This is a genomic window from Serratia sp. NFX21 (assembly GCF_048517035.1).
Taxonomy (GTDB): Bacteria; Pseudomonadota; Gammaproteobacteria; order Enterobacterales; family Enterobacteriaceae; genus Serratia; species Serratia quinivorans.
The window spans coordinates 1,228,733-1,246,667 of sequence record NZ_CP183196.1; the positions used below are offsets into that span (position 1 = coordinate 1,228,733).

17 protein-coding genes are annotated in these 17,935 nt (G+C 56.1%); 13 read left to right on the top strand and 4 right to left on the bottom strand.

The features are described 5' to 3' along the window. Window positions 1-2 precede the first annotated feature (2 nt). From murD to lpxC, 9 genes are all read left to right on the top strand, one after another. Window positions 3-1,322 (top strand): UDP-N-acetylmuramoyl-L-alanine--D-glutamate ligase, encoded by a 1,320-nt coding sequence (gene murD, locus ACNT1W_RS05705; protein ID WP_112364385.1) that lies wholly within the window; start codon window positions 3-5, stop codon window positions 1,320-1,322. Further along, window positions 1,319-2,521, top strand: coding sequence for a cell division protein FtsW (gene ftsW / locus ACNT1W_RS05710; RefSeq protein ID WP_115183292.1), 1,203 nt, complete (start codon window positions 1,319-1,321; stop codon window positions 2,519-2,521). Before murD ends, ftsW begins: the two co-directional genes overlap by 4 nt. A 3-nt stretch (window positions 2,522-2,524) precedes the next feature. Then, window positions 2,525-3,589 carry an undecaprenyldiphospho-muramoylpentapeptide beta-N-acetylglucosaminyltransferase gene (murG, locus tag ACNT1W_RS05715; RefSeq protein WP_012005211.1) on the top strand — a complete coding sequence of 355 codons (1,065 nt, stop codon included), beginning with the start codon at window positions 2,525-2,527 and terminating at the stop codon, window positions 3,587-3,589. Window positions 3,590-3,672: 83 nt separating this feature from the next. Continuing rightward, the gene (murC, locus tag ACNT1W_RS05720) at window positions 3,673-5,151 is read left to right on the top strand and encodes a UDP-N-acetylmuramate--L-alanine ligase (RefSeq protein ID WP_012005212.1); all 1,479 of its coding nucleotides are present in this window, start codon (window positions 3,673-3,675) and stop codon (window positions 5,149-5,151) included. Next, complete coding sequence (locus tag ACNT1W_RS05725) at window positions 5,141-6,061, top strand: D-alanine--D-alanine ligase (RefSeq protein WP_261099219.1); 921 nt, start codon at window positions 5,141-5,143, stop codon at window positions 6,059-6,061. Before murC ends, ACNT1W_RS05725 begins: the two co-directional genes overlap by 11 nt. Window position 6,062: 1 nt before the next feature. Further along, the gene (gene ftsQ, locus ACNT1W_RS05730; protein WP_259190223.1) at window positions 6,063-6,914 is read left to right on the top strand and encodes a cell division protein FtsQ; all 852 of its coding nucleotides are present in this window, start codon (window positions 6,063-6,065) and stop codon (window positions 6,912-6,914) included. Next, window positions 6,911-8,167, top strand: coding sequence for a cell division protein FtsA (gene ftsA / locus ACNT1W_RS05735; RefSeq protein ID WP_004950148.1), 1,257 nt, complete (start codon window positions 6,911-6,913; stop codon window positions 8,165-8,167). Before ftsQ ends, ftsA begins: the two co-directional genes overlap by 4 nt. Window positions 8,168-8,241: 74 nt before the next feature. Continuing rightward, entirely contained in the window at window positions 8,242-9,396 is a 1,155-nt protein-coding gene (ftsZ, locus tag ACNT1W_RS05740; protein ID WP_004950150.1) for a cell division protein FtsZ, read from the top strand. A 103-nt stretch (window positions 9,397-9,499) separates the two neighbouring features. Beyond that, complete coding sequence (gene lpxC, locus ACNT1W_RS05745) at window positions 9,500-10,417, top strand: UDP-3-O-acyl-N-acetylglucosamine deacetylase (RefSeq protein ID WP_017891607.1); 918 nt, start codon at window positions 9,500-9,502, stop codon at window positions 10,415-10,417. Window positions 10,418-10,431: 14 nt separating this feature from the next. Here lpxC and ACNT1W_RS05750 read toward each other — a convergent pair whose 3' ends face one another. Then, window positions 10,432-10,956, bottom strand: coding sequence for a DUF721 domain-containing protein (locus ACNT1W_RS05750; RefSeq protein ID WP_012005216.1), 525 nt, complete (start codon window positions 10,954-10,956; stop codon window positions 10,432-10,434). A gap of 26 nt (window positions 10,957-10,982) precedes the next feature. Between ACNT1W_RS05750 and secM the strand changes: the two genes are divergently transcribed. The 3 genes from secM (at window position 10,983) to mutT (ending at window position 14,822) form a co-directional block, all read left to right on the top strand. Beyond that, complete coding sequence (secM, locus tag ACNT1W_RS05755; RefSeq protein WP_041418462.1) at window positions 10,983-11,516, top strand: secA translation cis-regulator SecM; 534 nt, start codon at window positions 10,983-10,985, stop codon at window positions 11,514-11,516. Window positions 11,517-11,603: 87 nt separating this feature from the next. Beyond that, window positions 11,604-14,315, top strand: coding sequence for a preprotein translocase subunit SecA (gene secA / locus ACNT1W_RS05760; protein ID WP_419246508.1), 2,712 nt, complete (start codon window positions 11,604-11,606; stop codon window positions 14,313-14,315). 102 nt (window positions 14,316-14,417) lie between these two features. Next, a complete protein-coding gene (gene mutT, locus ACNT1W_RS05765) occupies window positions 14,418-14,822 on the top strand; it encodes an 8-oxo-dGTP diphosphatase MutT (RefSeq protein WP_419246509.1) in 405 nt (134 codons plus the stop codon). A 107-nt stretch (window positions 14,823-14,929) separates the two neighbouring features. Here mutT and yacG read toward each other — a convergent pair whose 3' ends face one another. The 3 genes from yacG to coaE are packed head-to-tail and all read right to left on the bottom strand — an operon-like array spanning window position 14,930 to window position 16,556. Beyond that, a complete protein-coding gene (gene yacG, locus ACNT1W_RS05770) occupies window positions 14,930-15,133 on the bottom strand; it encodes a DNA gyrase inhibitor YacG (RefSeq protein WP_012005220.1) in 204 nt (67 codons plus the stop codon). A 50-nt stretch (window positions 15,134-15,183) separates the two neighbouring features. After that, window positions 15,184-15,936: a cell division protein ZapD gene (gene zapD / locus ACNT1W_RS05775; protein ID WP_012005221.1), complete on the bottom strand. Its 753-nt coding sequence runs from the start codon at window positions 15,934-15,936 to the stop codon at window positions 15,184-15,186. Window positions 15,937-15,941: 5 nt separating this feature from the next. Continuing rightward, window positions 15,942-16,556 carry a dephospho-CoA kinase gene (coaE, locus tag ACNT1W_RS05780; RefSeq protein WP_017891611.1) on the bottom strand — a complete coding sequence of 205 codons (615 nt, stop codon included), beginning with the start codon at window positions 16,554-16,556 and terminating at the stop codon, window positions 15,942-15,944. Window positions 16,557-16,887: 331 nt separating this feature from the next. Between coaE and ACNT1W_RS05785 the strand changes: the two genes are divergently transcribed. Continuing rightward, window positions 16,888-17,931 (top strand): GMP reductase, encoded by a 1,044-nt coding sequence (locus ACNT1W_RS05785; RefSeq protein ID WP_012005223.1) that lies wholly within the window; start codon window positions 16,888-16,890, stop codon window positions 17,929-17,931. Window positions 17,932-17,935 lie beyond the last annotated feature (4 nt).

Here is a 17,935-nt window from a genome sequence, read left to right on the forward strand (position 1 = left end):
TTATGGCGGATTATCAGGGTAAAAAAGTAGTCATCATCGGGCTGGGCCTTACCGGCCTGTCCTGTGTTGATTTCTTTATGGCGCGCGGCGTGACGCCACGCGTTATGGATACCCGCATCTCACCGCCAGGGCTGGACAAGCTGCCTGAAAGCGTTGAGCGTCATCTGGGCGATTTGAATCAGGACTGGCTGTTGGCGGCGGATTTGATCGTTGCCAGCCCGGGAATGGCGCTGGCTACCCCGGCATTAAGCGCCGCTGCGGATGCCGGCGTGGAGATCGTCGGCGACGTCGAGCTGTTCTGCCGCGAAGCGCAGGCACCGATCGTGGCCATCACCGGCTCTAATGGCAAAAGCACCGTCACTACCCTGGTGGGTGAGATGGCGAAAGCGGCCGGTTGGGCGGTGGGCGTTGGCGGCAATATCGGCCTGCCTGCGCTGAGTTTGTTACGTCAGGAGTGCCAACTGTACGTGCTGGAGCTATCAAGCTTCCAACTGGAAACCACCTTCAGCCTGCATGCGGCCGCGGCGACCATTTTGAACGTCACAGAAGATCACATGGACCGCTACCCATTTGGCCTGCAGCAGTACCGTGCAGCCAAACTGCGCGTTTATGAAAATGCCGAGGTCTGCGTGGTCAATGCGGATGATGCGCTAACCATGCCGGTTCGCGGCGCCGATAAGCGCTGCATCAGTTTCGGTGCCGATGTGGGCGACTACCATTTGAACCGTCAACTGGGCGAAACCTGGCTGCGTGTGCGTGGCGAGAAAATCCTCAATACCCGCGAGATGAAACTGACCGGCCGTCACAACTATACCAATGCGCTGGCGGCGTTGGCATTGGCCGATGCGGTCAATATCCCACGCGCCTCCAGCCTGAAAGCGCTGACCACCTTTACCGGCCTGGCACATCGCTTCCAACTGGCGTGGGAACATAACGGCGTACGCTGGATTAACGATTCCAAAGCCACCAACGTCGGCAGTACCGAAGCGGCGTTGAATGGTCTGCAGGTGGACGGCACTCTACATCTGTTGCTGGGCGGCGACGGCAAGTCTGCCGACTTTTCCCCGCTGGCGCAGTATCTGCAAGGCGATAACGTCCGTCTTTACTGTTTTGGTCGTGATGGCGAACAACTGGCGCAGCTGCGGCCGGAGGTCGCTACGCTGACCGAGACCATGGAACAGGCGATGCAGGCGATAGCCGGTCGGGTGCAGTCCGGCGATATGGTGTTGCTGTCACCGGCATGCGCCAGCCTGGACCAGTTCCGTAATTTTGAAGTGCGCGGCGACGAGTTCGCCCGTCTGGCACAGGAGCTCGGCGGATGAGACTACGCTTGCCGAACTTCGGGCTGACCGAACTGTTTAAAAACTGGGTCGCGGGATCGCGTGATAACGACTCGGTCAATATGGTGTTGTACGATCGCACCTTACTGTGGCTGACCTTTGGGTTGGCCATTATCGGTTTTGTGATGGTGACCTCGGCATCGATGCCGATCGGTCAGCGTCTGGCGGACGATCCTTTCCTGTTCGCCAAGCGTGATGCGCTCTACCTCGCCTTGGCGTTCGGCCTGTCGATGGTGACGCTGCGCATTCCGATGGAAGTCTGGCAGCGCTACAGCAACATCATGCTGCTGATGTCGATTGTGATGCTGTTGATCGTATTGGTGGTCGGCAGCTCGGTAAACGGGGCATCACGCTGGATCTCGCTGGGGCCGCTGCGTATTCAGCCGGCAGAGTTGTCCAAACTGTCGCTGTTCTGTTACCTGGCAAGTTATCTGGTGCGCAAGGTAGAAGAAGTGCGTACCAACTTTTGGGGCTTCTGCAAGCCGATGGGCGTGATGGTGGTGCTGGCGGTATTGCTGCTGGCCCAGCCGGATCTGGGTACCGTGGTCGTGCTGTTCATTACCACGCTGGCGATGCTGTTCCTGGCCGGTGCCAAAATGTGGCAGTTCCTGGCGATTATCGGCTCCGGTGCTTTCGCGGTGGTGCTGTTGATCATTGCCGAACCTTACCGTATGCGCCGCGTGACGTCGTTCTGGAATCCATGGGCCGATCCGTTCGGCAGCGGCTACCAGTTGACCCAGTCGCTGATGGCCTTTGGACGCGGTGAGTTCTGGGGACAGGGGTTGGGGAACTCGGTACAGAAACTCGAGTATTTACCGGAAGCGCACACCGACTTTATCTTCTCGATTTTAGGCGAAGAACTGGGCTATATCGGTGTGGTTTTTGCATTGTTAATGGTATTCTGCGTCGCTTTTCGTGCTATGTCGATTGGCCGCCGTGCGCTGGAGCTGGATCAACGTTTTTCCGGCTTTTTGGCCTGCTCAATTGGCGTGTGGTTTAGCTTCCAGGCGTTGGTTAACGTCGGTGCCGCGGCAGGTATGTTGCCGACCAAAGGTCTGACGCTGCCATTGATAAGCTACGGCGGTTCAAGCCTGCTGATTATGTCGACGGCGATCGTGCTGTTACTGCGTATTGATTATGAAACGCGTCTGGCTAAAGCCCAGGCGTTTGTGAAGAGGTAAGGGATGAGCGGGAAACCTAAGCGTTTAATGGTGATGGCAGGCGGTACCGGCGGACACGTGTTCCCGGGACTGGCGGTCGCACATCATCTGATGGCGCAGGGCTGGCAGGTGCGCTGGCTCGGAACCGCAGACCGAATGGAAGCCGATCTGGTGCCAAAGCACGGGATCGAAATTGATTTCATCCGTATTTCCGGCCTGCGCGGCAAAGGGCTGAAGGCCCAGTTGAGCGCACCGCTGCGTATCTGGCACGCGGTACGTCAGGCGAAGGCAATCATGCGTAACTACCAGCCGGACGTGGTGCTGGGCATGGGCGGTTATGTTTCCGGCCCTGGCGGTTTGGCGGCATGGTTGTGCGGTATCCCGGTGGTATTGCACGAGCAAAATGGTATTGCCGGGCTGACCAACCGTTGGCTGGCGCGTATTGCCAAAACCGTGCTGCAGGCATTTCCTGGTGCGTTCCCGAACGCCGAGGTGGTGGGCAACCCGGTTCGTACCGACGTACTGGCGTTACCGTTACCGGCAGAACGTTTGATTGGTCGTGAAGGGCCGATCCGCGTGTTGGTGATTGGCGGAAGTCAGGGGGCACGGGTGCTGAATCAGACAGTTCCTGAAGTCGCGGCGAGATTGGGCGATAAAATAACGCTCTGGCATCAGGTAGGTAAAGGTGCACTGGAAAACGTGTTGCGCGACTACGAGAGGGTAGGGCAGACACAGCACAAGGTGGCCGAGTTTATTGATGACATGGCTGCCGCCTACGCCTGGGCTGATGTGGTGGTGTGCCGTTCCGGCGCGTTGACCGTCAGCGAGATTGCTGCGGCAGGCCTGCCCGCGATATTCGTGCCATTCCAGCACAAAGACCGTCAGCAATATTGGAATGCTCGTCCGCTGGAAGAAGCCGGCGCGGCGAAGATTATCGAACAACCGCAGTTTAACGCCGATGTAGTGGCGGAACTGCTGGCCGGCTGGGATCGTCCAACGCTGTTGGCAATGGCTGAAAAGGCGCGCGCTGTCGCCATTCCGGATGCTACCGAGCGTGTGGCGGCGGAGTTGGTGCGGGTCGCCAAATAATTTGCAGGGGTTCGGTACGCCGGGCCTGAATTAAAGAATGTCATACAGGGGCCCGGTATGCCGGACCCGGATTAGAGAGAGTGATGAATACACAACAACTGGCGAAACTACGTACTATCGTGCCCGAGATGCGACGCGTCCGGCACATTCACTTTGTCGGCATCGGTGGCGCCGGCATGGGTGGTATCGCCGAAGTGTTGGCTAACGAAGGTTATCAAATCAGCGGTTCTGACCTGGCACCGAATCCGGTAACCCAACAGTTGAGCGCGCTCGGGGCGACGATTTACTTCCATCACCGCCCGGAAAACGTACTGGATGCCAGCGTAGTGGTGGTTTCTACCGCCATTTCCGCCGACAACCCGGAGCTTGTCGCCGCCCGTGAGGCGCGTATCCCGGTGATCCGTCGCGCAGAGATGCTGGCCGAACTGATGCGCTTCCGCCACGGTATCGCCGTTGCCGGTACGCACGGCAAGACCACCACCACGGCGATGGTGTCGAGCATTTATGCCGAAGCCGGCCTGGACCCGACCTTTGTCAACGGCGGGCTGGTGAAAGCGGCGGGTACCCATGCGCGTTTGGGTTCCAGCCGTTACCTGATTGCGGAAGCGGATGAGAGCGATGCGTCGTTCCTGCATTTGCAGCCGATGGTGGCGATTGTCACCAATATCGAAGCCGACCATATGGAGACCTACCAGGGCGACTTCGAAAATTTGAAGCAGACGTTTATTAACTTTTTGCACAACCTGCCGTTCTACGGTCGTGCGGTGATGTGTGTTGATGACCCGGTGGTGCGCGAACTGCTGCCACGCGTGGGCCGCCATATCACCACCTACGGTTTCAGTGATGATGCCGACGTACGCATCGAGAGCTATCGCCAGGTTGGGCCGCAGGGCCACTTTACGCTGAGCCGTCAGGACAAACCGTTAATGACGGTCACCCTGAACGCGCCGGGCCGTCACAACGCGTTAAACGCCGCGGCGGCAGTGGCAGTGGCAACAGAGGAAGGCATTGACGACGCAGATATCCTGCGTGCGCTGGCTGGCTTCCAGGGTACCGGTCGCCGCTTTGATTTCCTCGGCGAATTCCCGTTGGAGCCGGTCAACGGTAAAAGTGGCAGCGCGATGCTGGTGGATGACTATGGTCACCATCCGACCGAGGTTGACGCAACGCTGAAAGCGGCGCGTGCCGGTTGGCCGGACAAGCGTCTGGTGATGGTTTTCCAGCCGCACCGTTACACCCGTACACGCGATCTGTATGACGACTTCGCCAACGTGCTGTCGCAGGTGGACGTGCTGCTGATGCTGGACGTGTATTCGGCGGGTGAAACGGCGATCCCAGGGGCGGACAGCCGCTCACTGTGCCGGACTATCCGCAGCCGCGGCAAGCTGGATCCGATTCTGGTTTCCGATGCGGACACCGTGCCGGAAACCCTGGCACAGTTGCTGCAGGCCGACGATTTAGTGCTGGTGCAGGGCGCCGGCAACGTGGGTAAAGTTGCCCGTAAACTGGCTGAACTGAAGCTGCAGCCACAGAAAAAAGAGGAGGAACACCATGGCCGATAAAGTTGCCGTACTGCTGGGTGGCACCTCTGCTGAACGTGAAGTGTCATTGCAATCCGGCGCCGCCGTACTGGCCGGGCTGCGTGAAGCCGGTATCGATGCCCACGGCATTGATATCCGTGACTTCCCGGTAACCCAACTGAAAGAACACGGGTTTACTAAAGTCTTTATCGCGCTGCACGGTCGCGGCGGCGAAGACGGCACCCTGCAGGGGATGCTGGAGTTCCTCGAGCTGCCTTATACCGGCAGCGGTGTGATGGCTTCGGCGCTGACCATGGACAAATGGCGCACCAAAATGGTGTGGCAGTCGATGGGCTTGCCGGTGGCGCCTTATGTCGCGCTGAACCGCAAGCAGTATGCTGGTGCCGAGAAAGCGACGCTGCTTGCCCGCGTGGAGGCCCTGGGCCTGCCGCTGATCGTCAAGCCGAGCCGTGAAGGTTCCAGCGTCGGCATGAGCAAAGTCACCGAGCGTGACGCGCTCGAAGCGGCGTTGGAAGAAGGTTTCCGCCATGACGACGACGTGCTGGTCGAAAAGTGGCTGAGCGGCCCGGAATACACGGTAGCGATGTTGGGCGACCAGGTATTGCCTTCGATCCGCATTCAACCGGCCGGCGTGTTTTACGACTATCAGGCCAAGTACATTTCGGACGATACCCAGTATTTCTGTCCGAGTGGCCTGGGTGCGCAGCAGGAAGCCGAAATGGCTGCCCTGGCGTTACGCGCCTACCGTGGGCTGGACTGCAGCGGCTGGGGCCGCGTGGATGTGATGCAGGATAGCGATGGCAGCTTCTATCTGCTTGAGGTGAATACCTCGCCGGGCATGACCAGTCATAGCCTGGTGCCGATGGCAGCTCGCCAGTCTGGTTTAAGCTTCTCGCAGCTGGTAGCGAGAATTTTGGAATTGGCCGACTGATATGTCGCAAGCTGCCCTGAATGCGCGTGAACGCGAGGTGGATAACAACCCGCGCCGCAGCAATGGAACCCAATTGGCGGGAATGGTTTTCCTGCTGATGGTGTTGGGAACGGTCCTGTGGAGTGGCTGGGCGGTGATTGGCTGGATGAAAGACGCCAGCCGCCTGCCGCTGTCACGACTGGTGGTAACCGGTGAACGCCACTACACCACCAACGACGATATTCGCCAGGCGATCCTGGCCCTGGGATCGCCGGGTACTTTCATGACGCAGGATGTGGATATCATCCAGCAGCAGATTGAACGCCTGCCGTGGATCAAGCAGGCCAGCGTACGCAAGCAGTGGCCGGACGAACTGAAAATCCACCTGGTGGAATATGTCCCGGTGGCGCGCTGGAATGATTTGCACATGGTGGACGCCGAAGGCAAATCCTTCAGCGTGCCGGCAGAAAGAATTGGCAAACAGAAGTTGCCGTTGCTTTATGGCCCGGAAGGGAGCGAACAGGATGTTCTGGACGGATATCGGACCATGAGCAACATGTTAGCGGCCAGCAAATATACGCTGAAAATGGCGGCCATGAGTGCTCGCCATTCCTGGCAGCTGGCTTTGGATAATGATGTTCGGCTGGAGCTGGGACGCGACGATCGCACCGGACGCCTGCAGCGCTTTATCGAGCTTTATCCGATATTGCAGCAGCAGGGGCAGGCAGAAAGCAAGCGAGTCAGCTACGTCGACTTACGCTATGAGGCCGGTGCATCGGTAGGTTGGGCCCCAGTGTTTATCGACCCGCAGGCAGCAGGCGATCAGCAAAACAGTAATCAGCAACAGAATCAGGCACAGGCAAAACAACAATGATCAAGTCGACGGACAGAAAACTGGTAGTTGGACTGGAGATCGGTACTGCAAAAGTCTCCGCATTGGTAGGGGAAGTTCTGCCCGATGGCATGGTCAACATTATCGGGGTGGGCAGCTGCCCGTCTCGCGGCATGGATAAGGGTGGCGTTAACGACCTGGAGTCGGTAGTGAAGTGCGTACAGCGCGCTATCGATCAGGCCGAACTGATGGCTGATTGTCAGATTTCTTCGGTTTACCTCGCATTATCGGGTAAACACATCAGCTGCCAGAACGAAATAGGGATGGTTCCTATTTCCGAAGAGGAAGTGACACAGGAAGATGTGGAGAACGTAGTGCATACCGCTAAATCGGTACGCGTCCGTGATGAACACCGCATCCTGCACGTCATCCCTCAGGAATACGCCATCGATTATCAGGAAGGCATCAAAAACCCGGTTGGGTTGTCCGGCGTGCGTATGCAGGCCAAGGTGCACCTGATTACCTGCCATAACGATATGGCAAAAAACATCGTCAAGGCAGTAGAACGTTGCGGTCTGAAAGTAGACCAACTTATTTTCGCCGGTCTGGCCGCCAGCTATGCGGTACTGACCGAAGATGAGCGCGAACTCGGCGTTTGTGTGGTGGATATCGGCGGCGGCACCATGGATATGGCGGTGTACACCGGCGGTGCGCTGCGCCACACCAAAGTAATCCCTTACGCCGGGAACGTGGTCACCAGCGATATCGCCTACGCCTTCGGCACACCGCCGACAGATGCGGAAGCGATCAAAGTTCGACACGGCTGTGCGCTTGGGTCGATTGTTAGCAAGGATGAAAGTGTAGAGGTGCCAAGCGTTGGGGGGCGTCCTCCTCGTAGTCTGCAAAGACAGACACTGGCTGAAGTTATCGAGCCACGCTACACCGAACTGTTGAATCTGGTTAACGATGAGATTTTGCAATTGCAGGAGCAACTGCGTCAGCAAGGGGTGAAGCATCATCTGGCAGCGGGTATTGTGCTGACCGGTGGCGCCGCCCAGATTGATGGCCTGGCAGCTTGTGCGCAACGGGTGTTCCATACCCAGGTACGCATCGGCCAACCCTTGAACATCACGGGTCTGACGGATTATGCGCAGGAGCCTTACTACTCTACGGCGGTAGGTCTGCTGCACTATGGAAAAGAGTCTCACCTGAGTGGTGAGGCAGAAGTAGAAAAACGCGCCTCGGTGGGCAATTGGTTTAAACGTATCAATAGCTGGCTGAGAAAAGAGTTTTAATGTTTCAACAAAGAGATCATGCTGAGTAATCTTTTTATGATCTCGCAGCGACAGGCACAAAACGGAGAGAAACTATGTTTGAACCAATGGAACTAACCAATGACGCGGTGATTAAAGTCATCGGCGTCGGCGGTGGCGGTGGCAACGCCGTTGAGCACATGGTGCGCGAGCGCATCGAAGGTGTTGAATTCTTCGCCGTTAATACAGACGCTCAGGCGCTTCGTAAAACGGCAGTTGGCCAAACCATCCAGATCGGTAGCGGTATTACCAAAGGTCTGGGTGCGGGCGCGAACCCTGAAGTGGGTCGCAATTCAGCGGAAGAAGACCGTGAAGCCTTGCGTGCCGCACTCGATGGTGCAGACATGGTCTTCATTGCAGCCGGCATGGGCGGCGGCACCGGTACCGGTGCAGCGCCAGTCGTCGCAGAAGTTGCTAAAGATCTGGGTATTCTGACAGTGGCCGTGGTTACCAAGCCTTTCAATTTCGAAGGCAAGAAACGCATGGCGTTCGCTGAGCAGGGTATTGCAGAGTTGTCCAAACATGTGGACTCACTGATCACTATCCCGAACGACAAGCTGTTGAAAGTTCTGGGTCGCGGTATTTCTCTGCTGGACGCGTTCGGCGCGGCTAACGACGTGCTCAAAGGCGCGGTGCAGGGTATTGCCGAACTGATCACCCGTCCGGGCCTGATGAACGTCGACTTCGCCGACGTGCGCACCGTAATGTCCGAAATGGGCTACGCGATGATGGGTTCCGGCGTTGCCTGTGGTGAAGACCGTGCTGAAGAAGCAGCGGAAATGGCGATCTCCAGCCCACTGCTGGAAGACATCGACCTGTCCGGCGCTCGCGGCGTTCTGGTCAACATCACCGCCGGTTTCGACCTGCGTTTGGATGAGTTCGAAACCGTGGGTAACACCATTCGTGCTTTCGCTTCCGACAATGCGACCGTAGTTATCGGTACCTCGCTGGACCCGGAAATGAACGACGAACTGCGCGTGACCGTGGTTGCGACCGGTATCGGCATGGACAAACGTCCGGAAATCACTCTGGTGACCAACAAACAGGCCAGCCAGCCAGTGATGGACCATCGCTACCAGCAGCACGGCATGTCGCCGTTGCCGCAGGAAGTGAAACCTGCCGCCAAGGTAGTAAACGATCCGACTGCGCAGCCTAATAAAGAGCCCGACTATCTCGATATTCCTGCCTTCCTGCGCAAGCAGGCAGACTAAGAATATCCTGAGAATTTGGAATCTCCGCTCTTTGTGCTAAACTGTCCCGCCGGCCATGCTGTATGCTTGGTCGGTAGGATTGATAACATTGCGAGATAAAACGATGATCAAACAACGGACATTAAAACGTATTGTTCAGGCGACTGGTGTCGGTTTGCATACCGGCAAGAAAGTCACGCTGACAATGCGCCCCGCAGCGGCTAATACCGGGGTCATCTATCGTCGCACTGACTTGAATCCCCCGGTTGATTTTCCGGCTGATGCAAAATCCGTGCGTGATACCATGCTGTGCACCTGCCTGGTGAACGAGCATGACGTGCGTATTTCTACCGTTGAGCATCTTAATGCCGCGCTGGCTGGTTTGGGTATCGACAACATCGTTATCGAAGTTGACGCCGCCGAAATTCCTATCATGGACGGCAGTGCCAGCCCGTTCGTCTTCCTGTTGCTGGATGCCGGCATTGAAGAACTGAACTCTGCGAAGAAATTCCTGCGTCTGAAAGACACCGTGCGTGTTGAAGATGGCGACAAGTGGGCTGAGCTGTCCCCGCATAACGGGTTCCGCCTGGACTTCACCATCGACTTCAACCACCCGGCTATCGATGCCAGTACGCAACGCTACCGCCTTGATTTTTCTGCCGACTCGTTCGTGCGTCAAATCAGCCGTGCGCGCACCTTCGGTTTTATGCGTGACATCGAGTATTTACAGTCACGTGGCCTGGCCCTGGGTGGCAGCTTTGACTGCGCTATCGTGGTGGATGATTACCGCGTTCTGAACGAAGACGGTCTGCGCTTTGAAGACGAATTCGTACGCCACAAAATGCTGGACGCCATCGGCGACCTGTTCATGTGCGGCCATAACATCATTGGCGCGTTCACCGCGTACAAGTCTGGTCATGCGCTGAATAACAAACTGCTGCAAGCGGTTCTGGCGAAACAGGAAGCGTGGGAATTTGTCACCTTCCAGGACGAAGCCGAAATGCCTTTGGCATTCAAAGCCCCGTCCACCGTATTGGCATAAGCTGATACCACTGATTATTTATCACGACTGGTAGCGTTGGCACCTTCTCCGGCCAGCGATGCCAGTCGTTCCAATATCTTGCGCAGTTTTTCTGGGCTCCGGCTCGCCAATCCCCTTAATTCCTCAGCACTTTCCTGGCTCAGATGACGCATAGGCACCTTCTCCTGCGTATTTCCTGCCGTTTTTGCGGCGTTCTGCACAAGGTTGCTCCCTTTTGCCATCAAGGCCGGATTAATCCTGATGTCGATCGACGACAATGATGGTAGAATTTGCGCTCGTAGTGCAGATAGTAAAGCCGGTTGTTCGTAGCGTAGACGCATCATCCAGCTGGCATTTGCCGTTTCTAGCACTAAAATACCCTGTCGGAAATTTGCGACGCGGCACCAGGGATGCAGTTGAACCGGCAATACGCCTTTCACTGCACGGTTAAGCTTCAGCAGCGCCACTGCGCGTTGCTGGACGTTATGCAGCGGGCCTTTGTCTTCTGTGTTAGCGTCGTCAAACAGGGAATCTAATAATTGTGGACGGCTATCGCGCATAATGGGCTCCGGCGGATAATAAACTCGTGATCGGTATTCTAAATCGTTGGCGACAATTTGGCAGACGTTATTTCTGGCCCCATCTCCTGTTAGGGATGGTCGCGGCCACGCTTGGCGTACCTACAAATCTGTCCGGCACGCCCGATCAAGCCGCTCTGCCGAGCACCTCGTCCAGCCTGAACCGGCAAAATTCCGCCAGCGGTGCCTTTAATAGCCTGGCATTACTGCAGGAAGCGCATCGCCGCCCGACCTTCAGTGTCGATTATTGGCACCAGCATGCGCTTCGCACCGTCATTCGTCACCTTTCTTTTGCTCTTGCACCGCAGGCGGTTTTCGCGAGAGGGCAGGAAAGAGAAGCGGAAGCGACCGAACCCCCATTACAGGTAGCGCAACTGGCGCTGCTTTCTACTCTCAACGCGCTGCTGACGCATGAGCAAAAGCCGCCGACCATCATTCGTGATACCCACCATGCCGTGCTACCTGCCTTTGCGCAGCATCAGACAGGGTTATGGCTGGCACAGGTGCAGGGCATTCGCGCCGGACCCGCAGCCTTAAGCTGATTTCTTGCCCGTCGGGCGACAAAAAACCTAAAAATAACAGCAAATTGACGGCCTGTGTTGGCTGTCATGACAGAGATATCAAACATCATGTTAGTGAAATTATTGACCAAAGTTTTTGGTAGCCGTAACGATCGTACACTGCGTCGCATGCGTAAAGCGGTTGAACTGATCAATCAGATGGAACCGGACATGGAAAAACTGTCCGATGACGAACTGAAAGCCAAGACCAACGAGTTCCGCGCGCGCCTGGAAAAGGGTGAAGTGCTGGAAAACCTGCTGCCGGAAGCCTTCGCCGTAGTGCGCGAATCAAGCAAGCGCGTGTTTGGCATGCGTCACTTCGATGTGCAGCTGCTGGGCGGTATGGTACTGAACGATCGCTGTATCGCAGAGATGCGTACCGGTGAAGGTAAAACCCTGACTGCAACCCTGCCGGCCTATCTGAACGCCCTGAGCGGCCGTGGCGTGCACGTGGTTACAGTGAACGACTATTTGGCACAGCGTGACGCCGAAAATAACCGCCCACTGTTCGAGTTCCTCGGCCTGAGCATCGGTATCAACCTGCCAGGTATGCCGGCACCGGCCAAGCGTGAAGCTTATGCCGCCGACATTACCTACGGTACCAACAACGAATACGGCTTTGACTACCTGCGCGACAACATGGCGTTCAGTCCGGAAGAGCGAGTTCAGCGCAAGCTGCACTATGCGTTGGTGGATGAGGTCGACTCCATCCTGATCGATGAAGCGCGTACTCCGTTGATCATCTCCGGTCCGGCTGAAGACAGCTCCGAGATGTACATCAGAGTTAACAAGCTGATCCCTCAGTTGATCCGTCAGGAAAAAGAAGATTCCGATTCCTTCCAGGGCGAAGGCCACTTCTCGGTTGACGAGAAAGCGCGCCAGGTGCACCTGACCGAACGCGGTCTGATCCTGATCGAAGAAATGCTGATGGAAGCCGGCATCATGGATGAAGGCGAGTCACTGTACTCACCGACCAACATCATGCTGATGCACCACGTGACCGCTGCGCTGCGTGCTCACGTGCTGTTTACCCGTGACGTTGACTACATCGTAAAAGACGGTGAAGTCATTATCGTTGACGAACACACCGGCCGTACCATGCAGGGGCGTCGCTGGTCTGATGGTCTGCATCAGGCGGTGGAAGCCAAAGAAGGCGTGGAAATCCAGAACGAGAACCAGACGCTGGCCTCCATCACCTTCCAGAACTACTTCCGTCTGTACGAGAAGCTGGCGGGGATGACCGGTACCGCCGACACCGAAGCCTTTGAATTCAGCTCTATCTACAAGCTCGATACCATAGTGGTGCCGACTAACCGTCCGATGATCCGTAAGGACATGCCGGATCTGGTCTACATGACCGAGCTGGAGAAGATTGGCGCCATCATTGAAGATATCCGTGAACGTACCGTCAACGGACAGCCTGTGCTGGTGGGGACCATCTCGATTGAAAAATCCGAAGTGGTTTCCCGCGAACTGACCAAAGCCGGTATCGAACACAAGGTTCTGAACGCCAAATTCCACGCCATGGAAGCGGACATCGTGGCCCAAGCAGGCCAAAGCAGTGCGGTCACTATCGCCACCAACATGGCGGGTCGTGGTACCGATATCGTGCTGGGCGGCAGCTGGCAGGCCGAGATTGAACAGTTGGAAGACCCAACTGAAGAGCAAGTTGCCGAAATCAAGGCAGCCTGGAAAATTCGCCATGATGCGGTACTGGCCGCAGGCGGCCTGCACATCATTGGTACCGAGCGTCATGAATCACGCCGTATCGATAACCAGTTGCGCGGCCGTTCAGGTCGTCAGGGTGATGCCGGTTCATCCCGCTTCTACCTGTCGATGGAAGATGCTCTGATGCGTATTTTCGCCTCGGATCGCGTTTCCAGCATGATGCGTAAACTGGGTATGAAAGAAGGTGAGGCCATTGAGCACCCATGGGTCACCAAGGCGATTGCCAATGCACAGCGCAAAGTGGAAAGCCGCAACTTTGACATTCGTAAGCAACTGCTGGAATACGATGATGTGGCCAACGACCAGCGTCGCGCTATCTACAGCCAGCGTAACGAACTGTTGGACGTGTCTGACGTTAGCGAAACCATCACCAGCATCCGTGAAGACGTGTTCAAGACCACTATCGACGGCTACATTCAGCCAGAATCGCTGGAAGAAGAGTGGGACATTGAGGGGCTGACAGAGCGCCTGAAAAACGACTTCGATCTGGATATGCCAATCGCCGAATGGTTGGACAAAGAGCCTCAGCTGCACGAAGAAACTCTGCGTGAGCGTATTCTGGAAAAGGCGAAAGAAGAGTACCAGCGTAAAGAAGAAGTGGTTGGCGTCGAGATGATGCGCAACTTCGAGAAGGGTGTGATGCTGCAGACACTGGATTCCCTGTGGAAAGAGCATCTGGCGGCGATGGACTACCTGCGTCAGGGCATCCATCTGCGTGGTTATGCGCAGAAAGATCCTAAGCAGGAGTACAAACGCGAGTCCTTCAACATGTTTGCCACCATGCTGGAATCGCTGAAGCATGAAGTCATCAGCGTACTGAGCAAGGTTCAGGTGCGGATGCCGGAAGAGGTTGAAGCGTTGGAGCTGCAGCGTCGTGAAGAAGCCGAGCGCCTGGCCAAGCAGCAACAGCTGAGCCACTATGAAGAAAATGCGCTGGTTACCGAGGATCCGAATGCGCCGGCAACGGCAGAACGTAAAGTAGGGCGTAACGATCCTTGCCCATGCGGTTCCGGTAAAAAATACAAACAGTGCCACGGCCGTCTTCAGAGCTAAGCCCGGCAATGTTTAACCAATAAAACCCAGGGGTTCAGCGTGCTGAGCCCCTGTTTTTTTGGGGTGAAGCCCGTGCCCCGATGGATCAATCAGGAGGATGCGATGAAACATCTGAACATCGCCGTTGGCATCATTCGAAACGCCCAGCAGGAAATCTTTATTACCCGGCGTGCCGCCGATTCACATATGGCCGGTTTCTGGGAGTTTCCTGGCGGCAAGATTGAGCAGGGGGAGACGCCGGAGCAGGCGCTTAGCCGTGAACTGCAGGAAGAAACCGGCATTGAAACCAAGAGCGCAGAGCTATTGGAAGTGCTTGAACACCGATTTAGCGATCGTATCGTGACGCTGAATTTTTATCTGGTAGAAGGTTGGGCAGGTGAGCCGTTTGGCCGTGAAGGTCAGCCAATGCGCTGGGTGAAACAGGCTGATTTACGGGAGGAAGAATTCCCGGAGGCCAATGTCAGTATTATCAAACTGTTGGTGGCACAGGCGAACGCTGCACAGTAAAACGAGCGGCCTGGCAGAAACCAGGCCGACAAAAGACGATCGATCAACGATCGTCTTATTCGACTCGTCCATGAGTCTCACCCTTACAGGGCCGCTGCAAGCAGCGTTCAAATCGGTTCCGGACCGATTTGTCCTTCACTCCATTCTTCGCTTTCCGACAGATCGCTGTTGCTGGGAATACGCTTCTCTTCATCGGCCCACTCGCCCAGATCGATTAACTGACAGCGTTTGCTGCAAAACGGGCGGAACGGGCTCACTTCACCCCAAACTACACCTTTGCCACAGGTTGGGCATTTCACTACGGTCGTCATATCTGTTCCTTACTCCCTTCCAACACGTGAAAGGTTTTTATGTCATTGGGTTAGCAACAGGCCAACTCAAAGGTTAATCGTTCCGGTACCACGCCAAGCTCACTGTCCAGCGGCAGGAAGCGGATCGCATAGCGCGTCTTATGGCCGGAAATCTGCGGATAAAGTTGGTGTGCCAGATTGATGCGCAAGCGCAACAGATCGGCGCCTTCCGCGTTATCCTGGAAGAAACCGTTCAAACTGATCTGATTGCGAAACTGCCCGGACTGACGGATCAGATCCAGCACCATGGTCAGCGCCTGGTTCAGTGGCTCCAACGTTTGCTGCCAGTTGGCTACGTCATCATCCCGTTCTTGCTGGGGCGCATGCATCCACATGTGCAGGGTCGGCAAGTCAAAGCTGCAACACCCGCCGGGGATGCTCAGGCGCTGACGCACCAGGCTAATCAGCCGGTCTTCACGCAGCGACTGGCCAAGACGCGGAGCAGACATCAATGCCGCCCCGCGCTGTTTCAACTGATTGCGCAACTGATCCACCAGCGACATGTCGACACCTGGCACATCGGCCCAGGCCAAAAGCTTTTGCTGCTGTCGTTCCAGCTCTTTCAGTAACTCTGTGCGCACTTCGCCGCGTTCCAGCACATCGAGCAGATCGGCGACGGTACGGAAGAAGGTCAGGGCAATGGCTGTTTCGCTCAATGCCCGCTGGCCGTGCAATTGCTGCAGTAAAAATTCCATACGCAACCAGGTACGCATTTTTTCATTCAACGGGTGTTCAAAAAGAACGCTTGGGGAAACATCACTCATTCAGTTTAATCCTGTCGGGTCGCTGATGCCGCCAGCTCAAGGTAACGGCGATGCAGTGCGGCAACCAATGGCTCTATCCCCTGAGCGGTGCCGCTATTATCAATTATGTCATCTGCAGCGGCCAGGCGCTGCTCGCGCGTGACCTGCGCGGACAGTATGTTCTGTGCCTGCTGACGGCTGATGCCGTCGCGGGCGATGGTTCTGGCCAACTGAGTCTCGCTGTCAACGTCGACCACCAGGACGCGATCGGCGCGTGCCTGCAGGTTGTTTTCAACCAGCAGGGGAACCACCCAAAGTGCATAAGGACTGGTCACTTGCGCCAGTTGGCATTGGGTTTCCTGATGAATCAGCGGGTGCAGCAGTTGGTTCAGCCAGCTCTTTTCATCCGGGTTACTGAAGATACGCTGACGGAGCGCAGCGCGGTTAAGCCTGCCATCAGGCTGCAACATTTCATTACCAAAACGTTTGGCGATAGCAGCCAGCGCCGGGGTGCCAGGTTCGACAACTTGCCTGGCGATAACGTCTGCATCGACCACCGTCACGCCATGGCGGGCAAAGGCGTCTGCCACGGTTGACTTACCGCTGCCGATACCCCCTGTCAACGCAACAATGTAGGCCATGGTAGGGAATGCACCTGATGTTCATAAAAAAATAATAGACGAATCATAAAGCGATCGCGCAGAAGTGCAAGTCAGCAGGCGGCGCTTGTTCGGCAGCTTGCGCTGTACGGTGATAAAAAATGCAGACGGAAAGAAAAAATGAGCGGGCGGTCACACTGCGTATTCGCAGGTAAATTTGTCGGATTGTAGCGTAAATAAAGGAGAATTCGCAGTCTTGTCCGGCGATTTTTAGCGCGTATGATAGCGTCACTGGAACTGGCATTAATCTACCGTCGCCTTTCAAGACATTGCGTTCTGCGATCCGTCGCCATAAACCAGGAAATCATAAGTCATGCGTATTGAAGAAGATTTGAAGTTAGGCTTTAAAGATGTGCTGATTCGCCCTAAGCGCTCCACGCTGAAAAGCCGTTCAGAAGTTGAACTGGAGCGTCAGTTTACCTTCAAACATTCTGGCCTGAGCTGGTCCGGCGTGCCGATTATCGCCGCCAACATGGACTCAGTCGGCACCTTCAGCATGGCAGAGGCCCTGGCTTCCTTCGACGTACTCACCGCCGTACACAAACACTACACCCTTGAACAATGGGCCGCATTTGTGCAGCGCGTACCGGCATCGGTGCTGCGCCACGTTATGGTTTCAACCGGCACTTCAGAAGCTGATTTTGTGAAGATGCAGCAAATTCTGGCCTTGTCGCCGGGGTTGAAGTTTATCTGTATCGACGTCGCCAACGGTTACTCAGAGCATTTTGTCGCCTTCTTGCAGAAAGCGCGTGAAGCCTGTCCGAACCATGTGATCTGTGCCGGCAATGTGGTCACTGGTGAAATGGTTGAAGAGTTGATCCTCTCCGGTGCCGATATCGTCAAAGTGGGTATTGGTCCTGGGTCAGTCTGCACCACCCGAGTGAAAACCGGTGTGGGTTATCCGCAGCTGTCTGCGGTGATCGAGTGCGCCGATGCGGCACACGGCCTTGGCGGTCAGATCGTCAGTGATGGCGGTTGTTCGGTACCGGGTGATGTAGCTAAAGCCTTTGGTGGCGGCGCAGATTTTGTCATGCTGGGTGGCATGCTGGCCGGTCATGACGAGTGCGAAGGCACAGTAGTGGAAGAGAACGGCGAGAAATTCATGCTGTTCTACGGTATGAGTTCCGAATCGGCGATGAAACGTCACGTCGGTGGTGTTGCCCAGTACCGTGCGGCAGAAGGCAAAACCGTCAAACTGCCACTGCGTGGCGAGGTTGAGTTTACCGTCCGTGACATCCTGGGTGGCCTGCGCTCCGCCTGTACTTATGTCGGTGCGGAACGTCTGAAAGAGCTGACCAAACGCACCACCTTTATCCGCGTAGCGGAGCAGGAAAACCGCGTATTCGGCAGTAACTAATCCG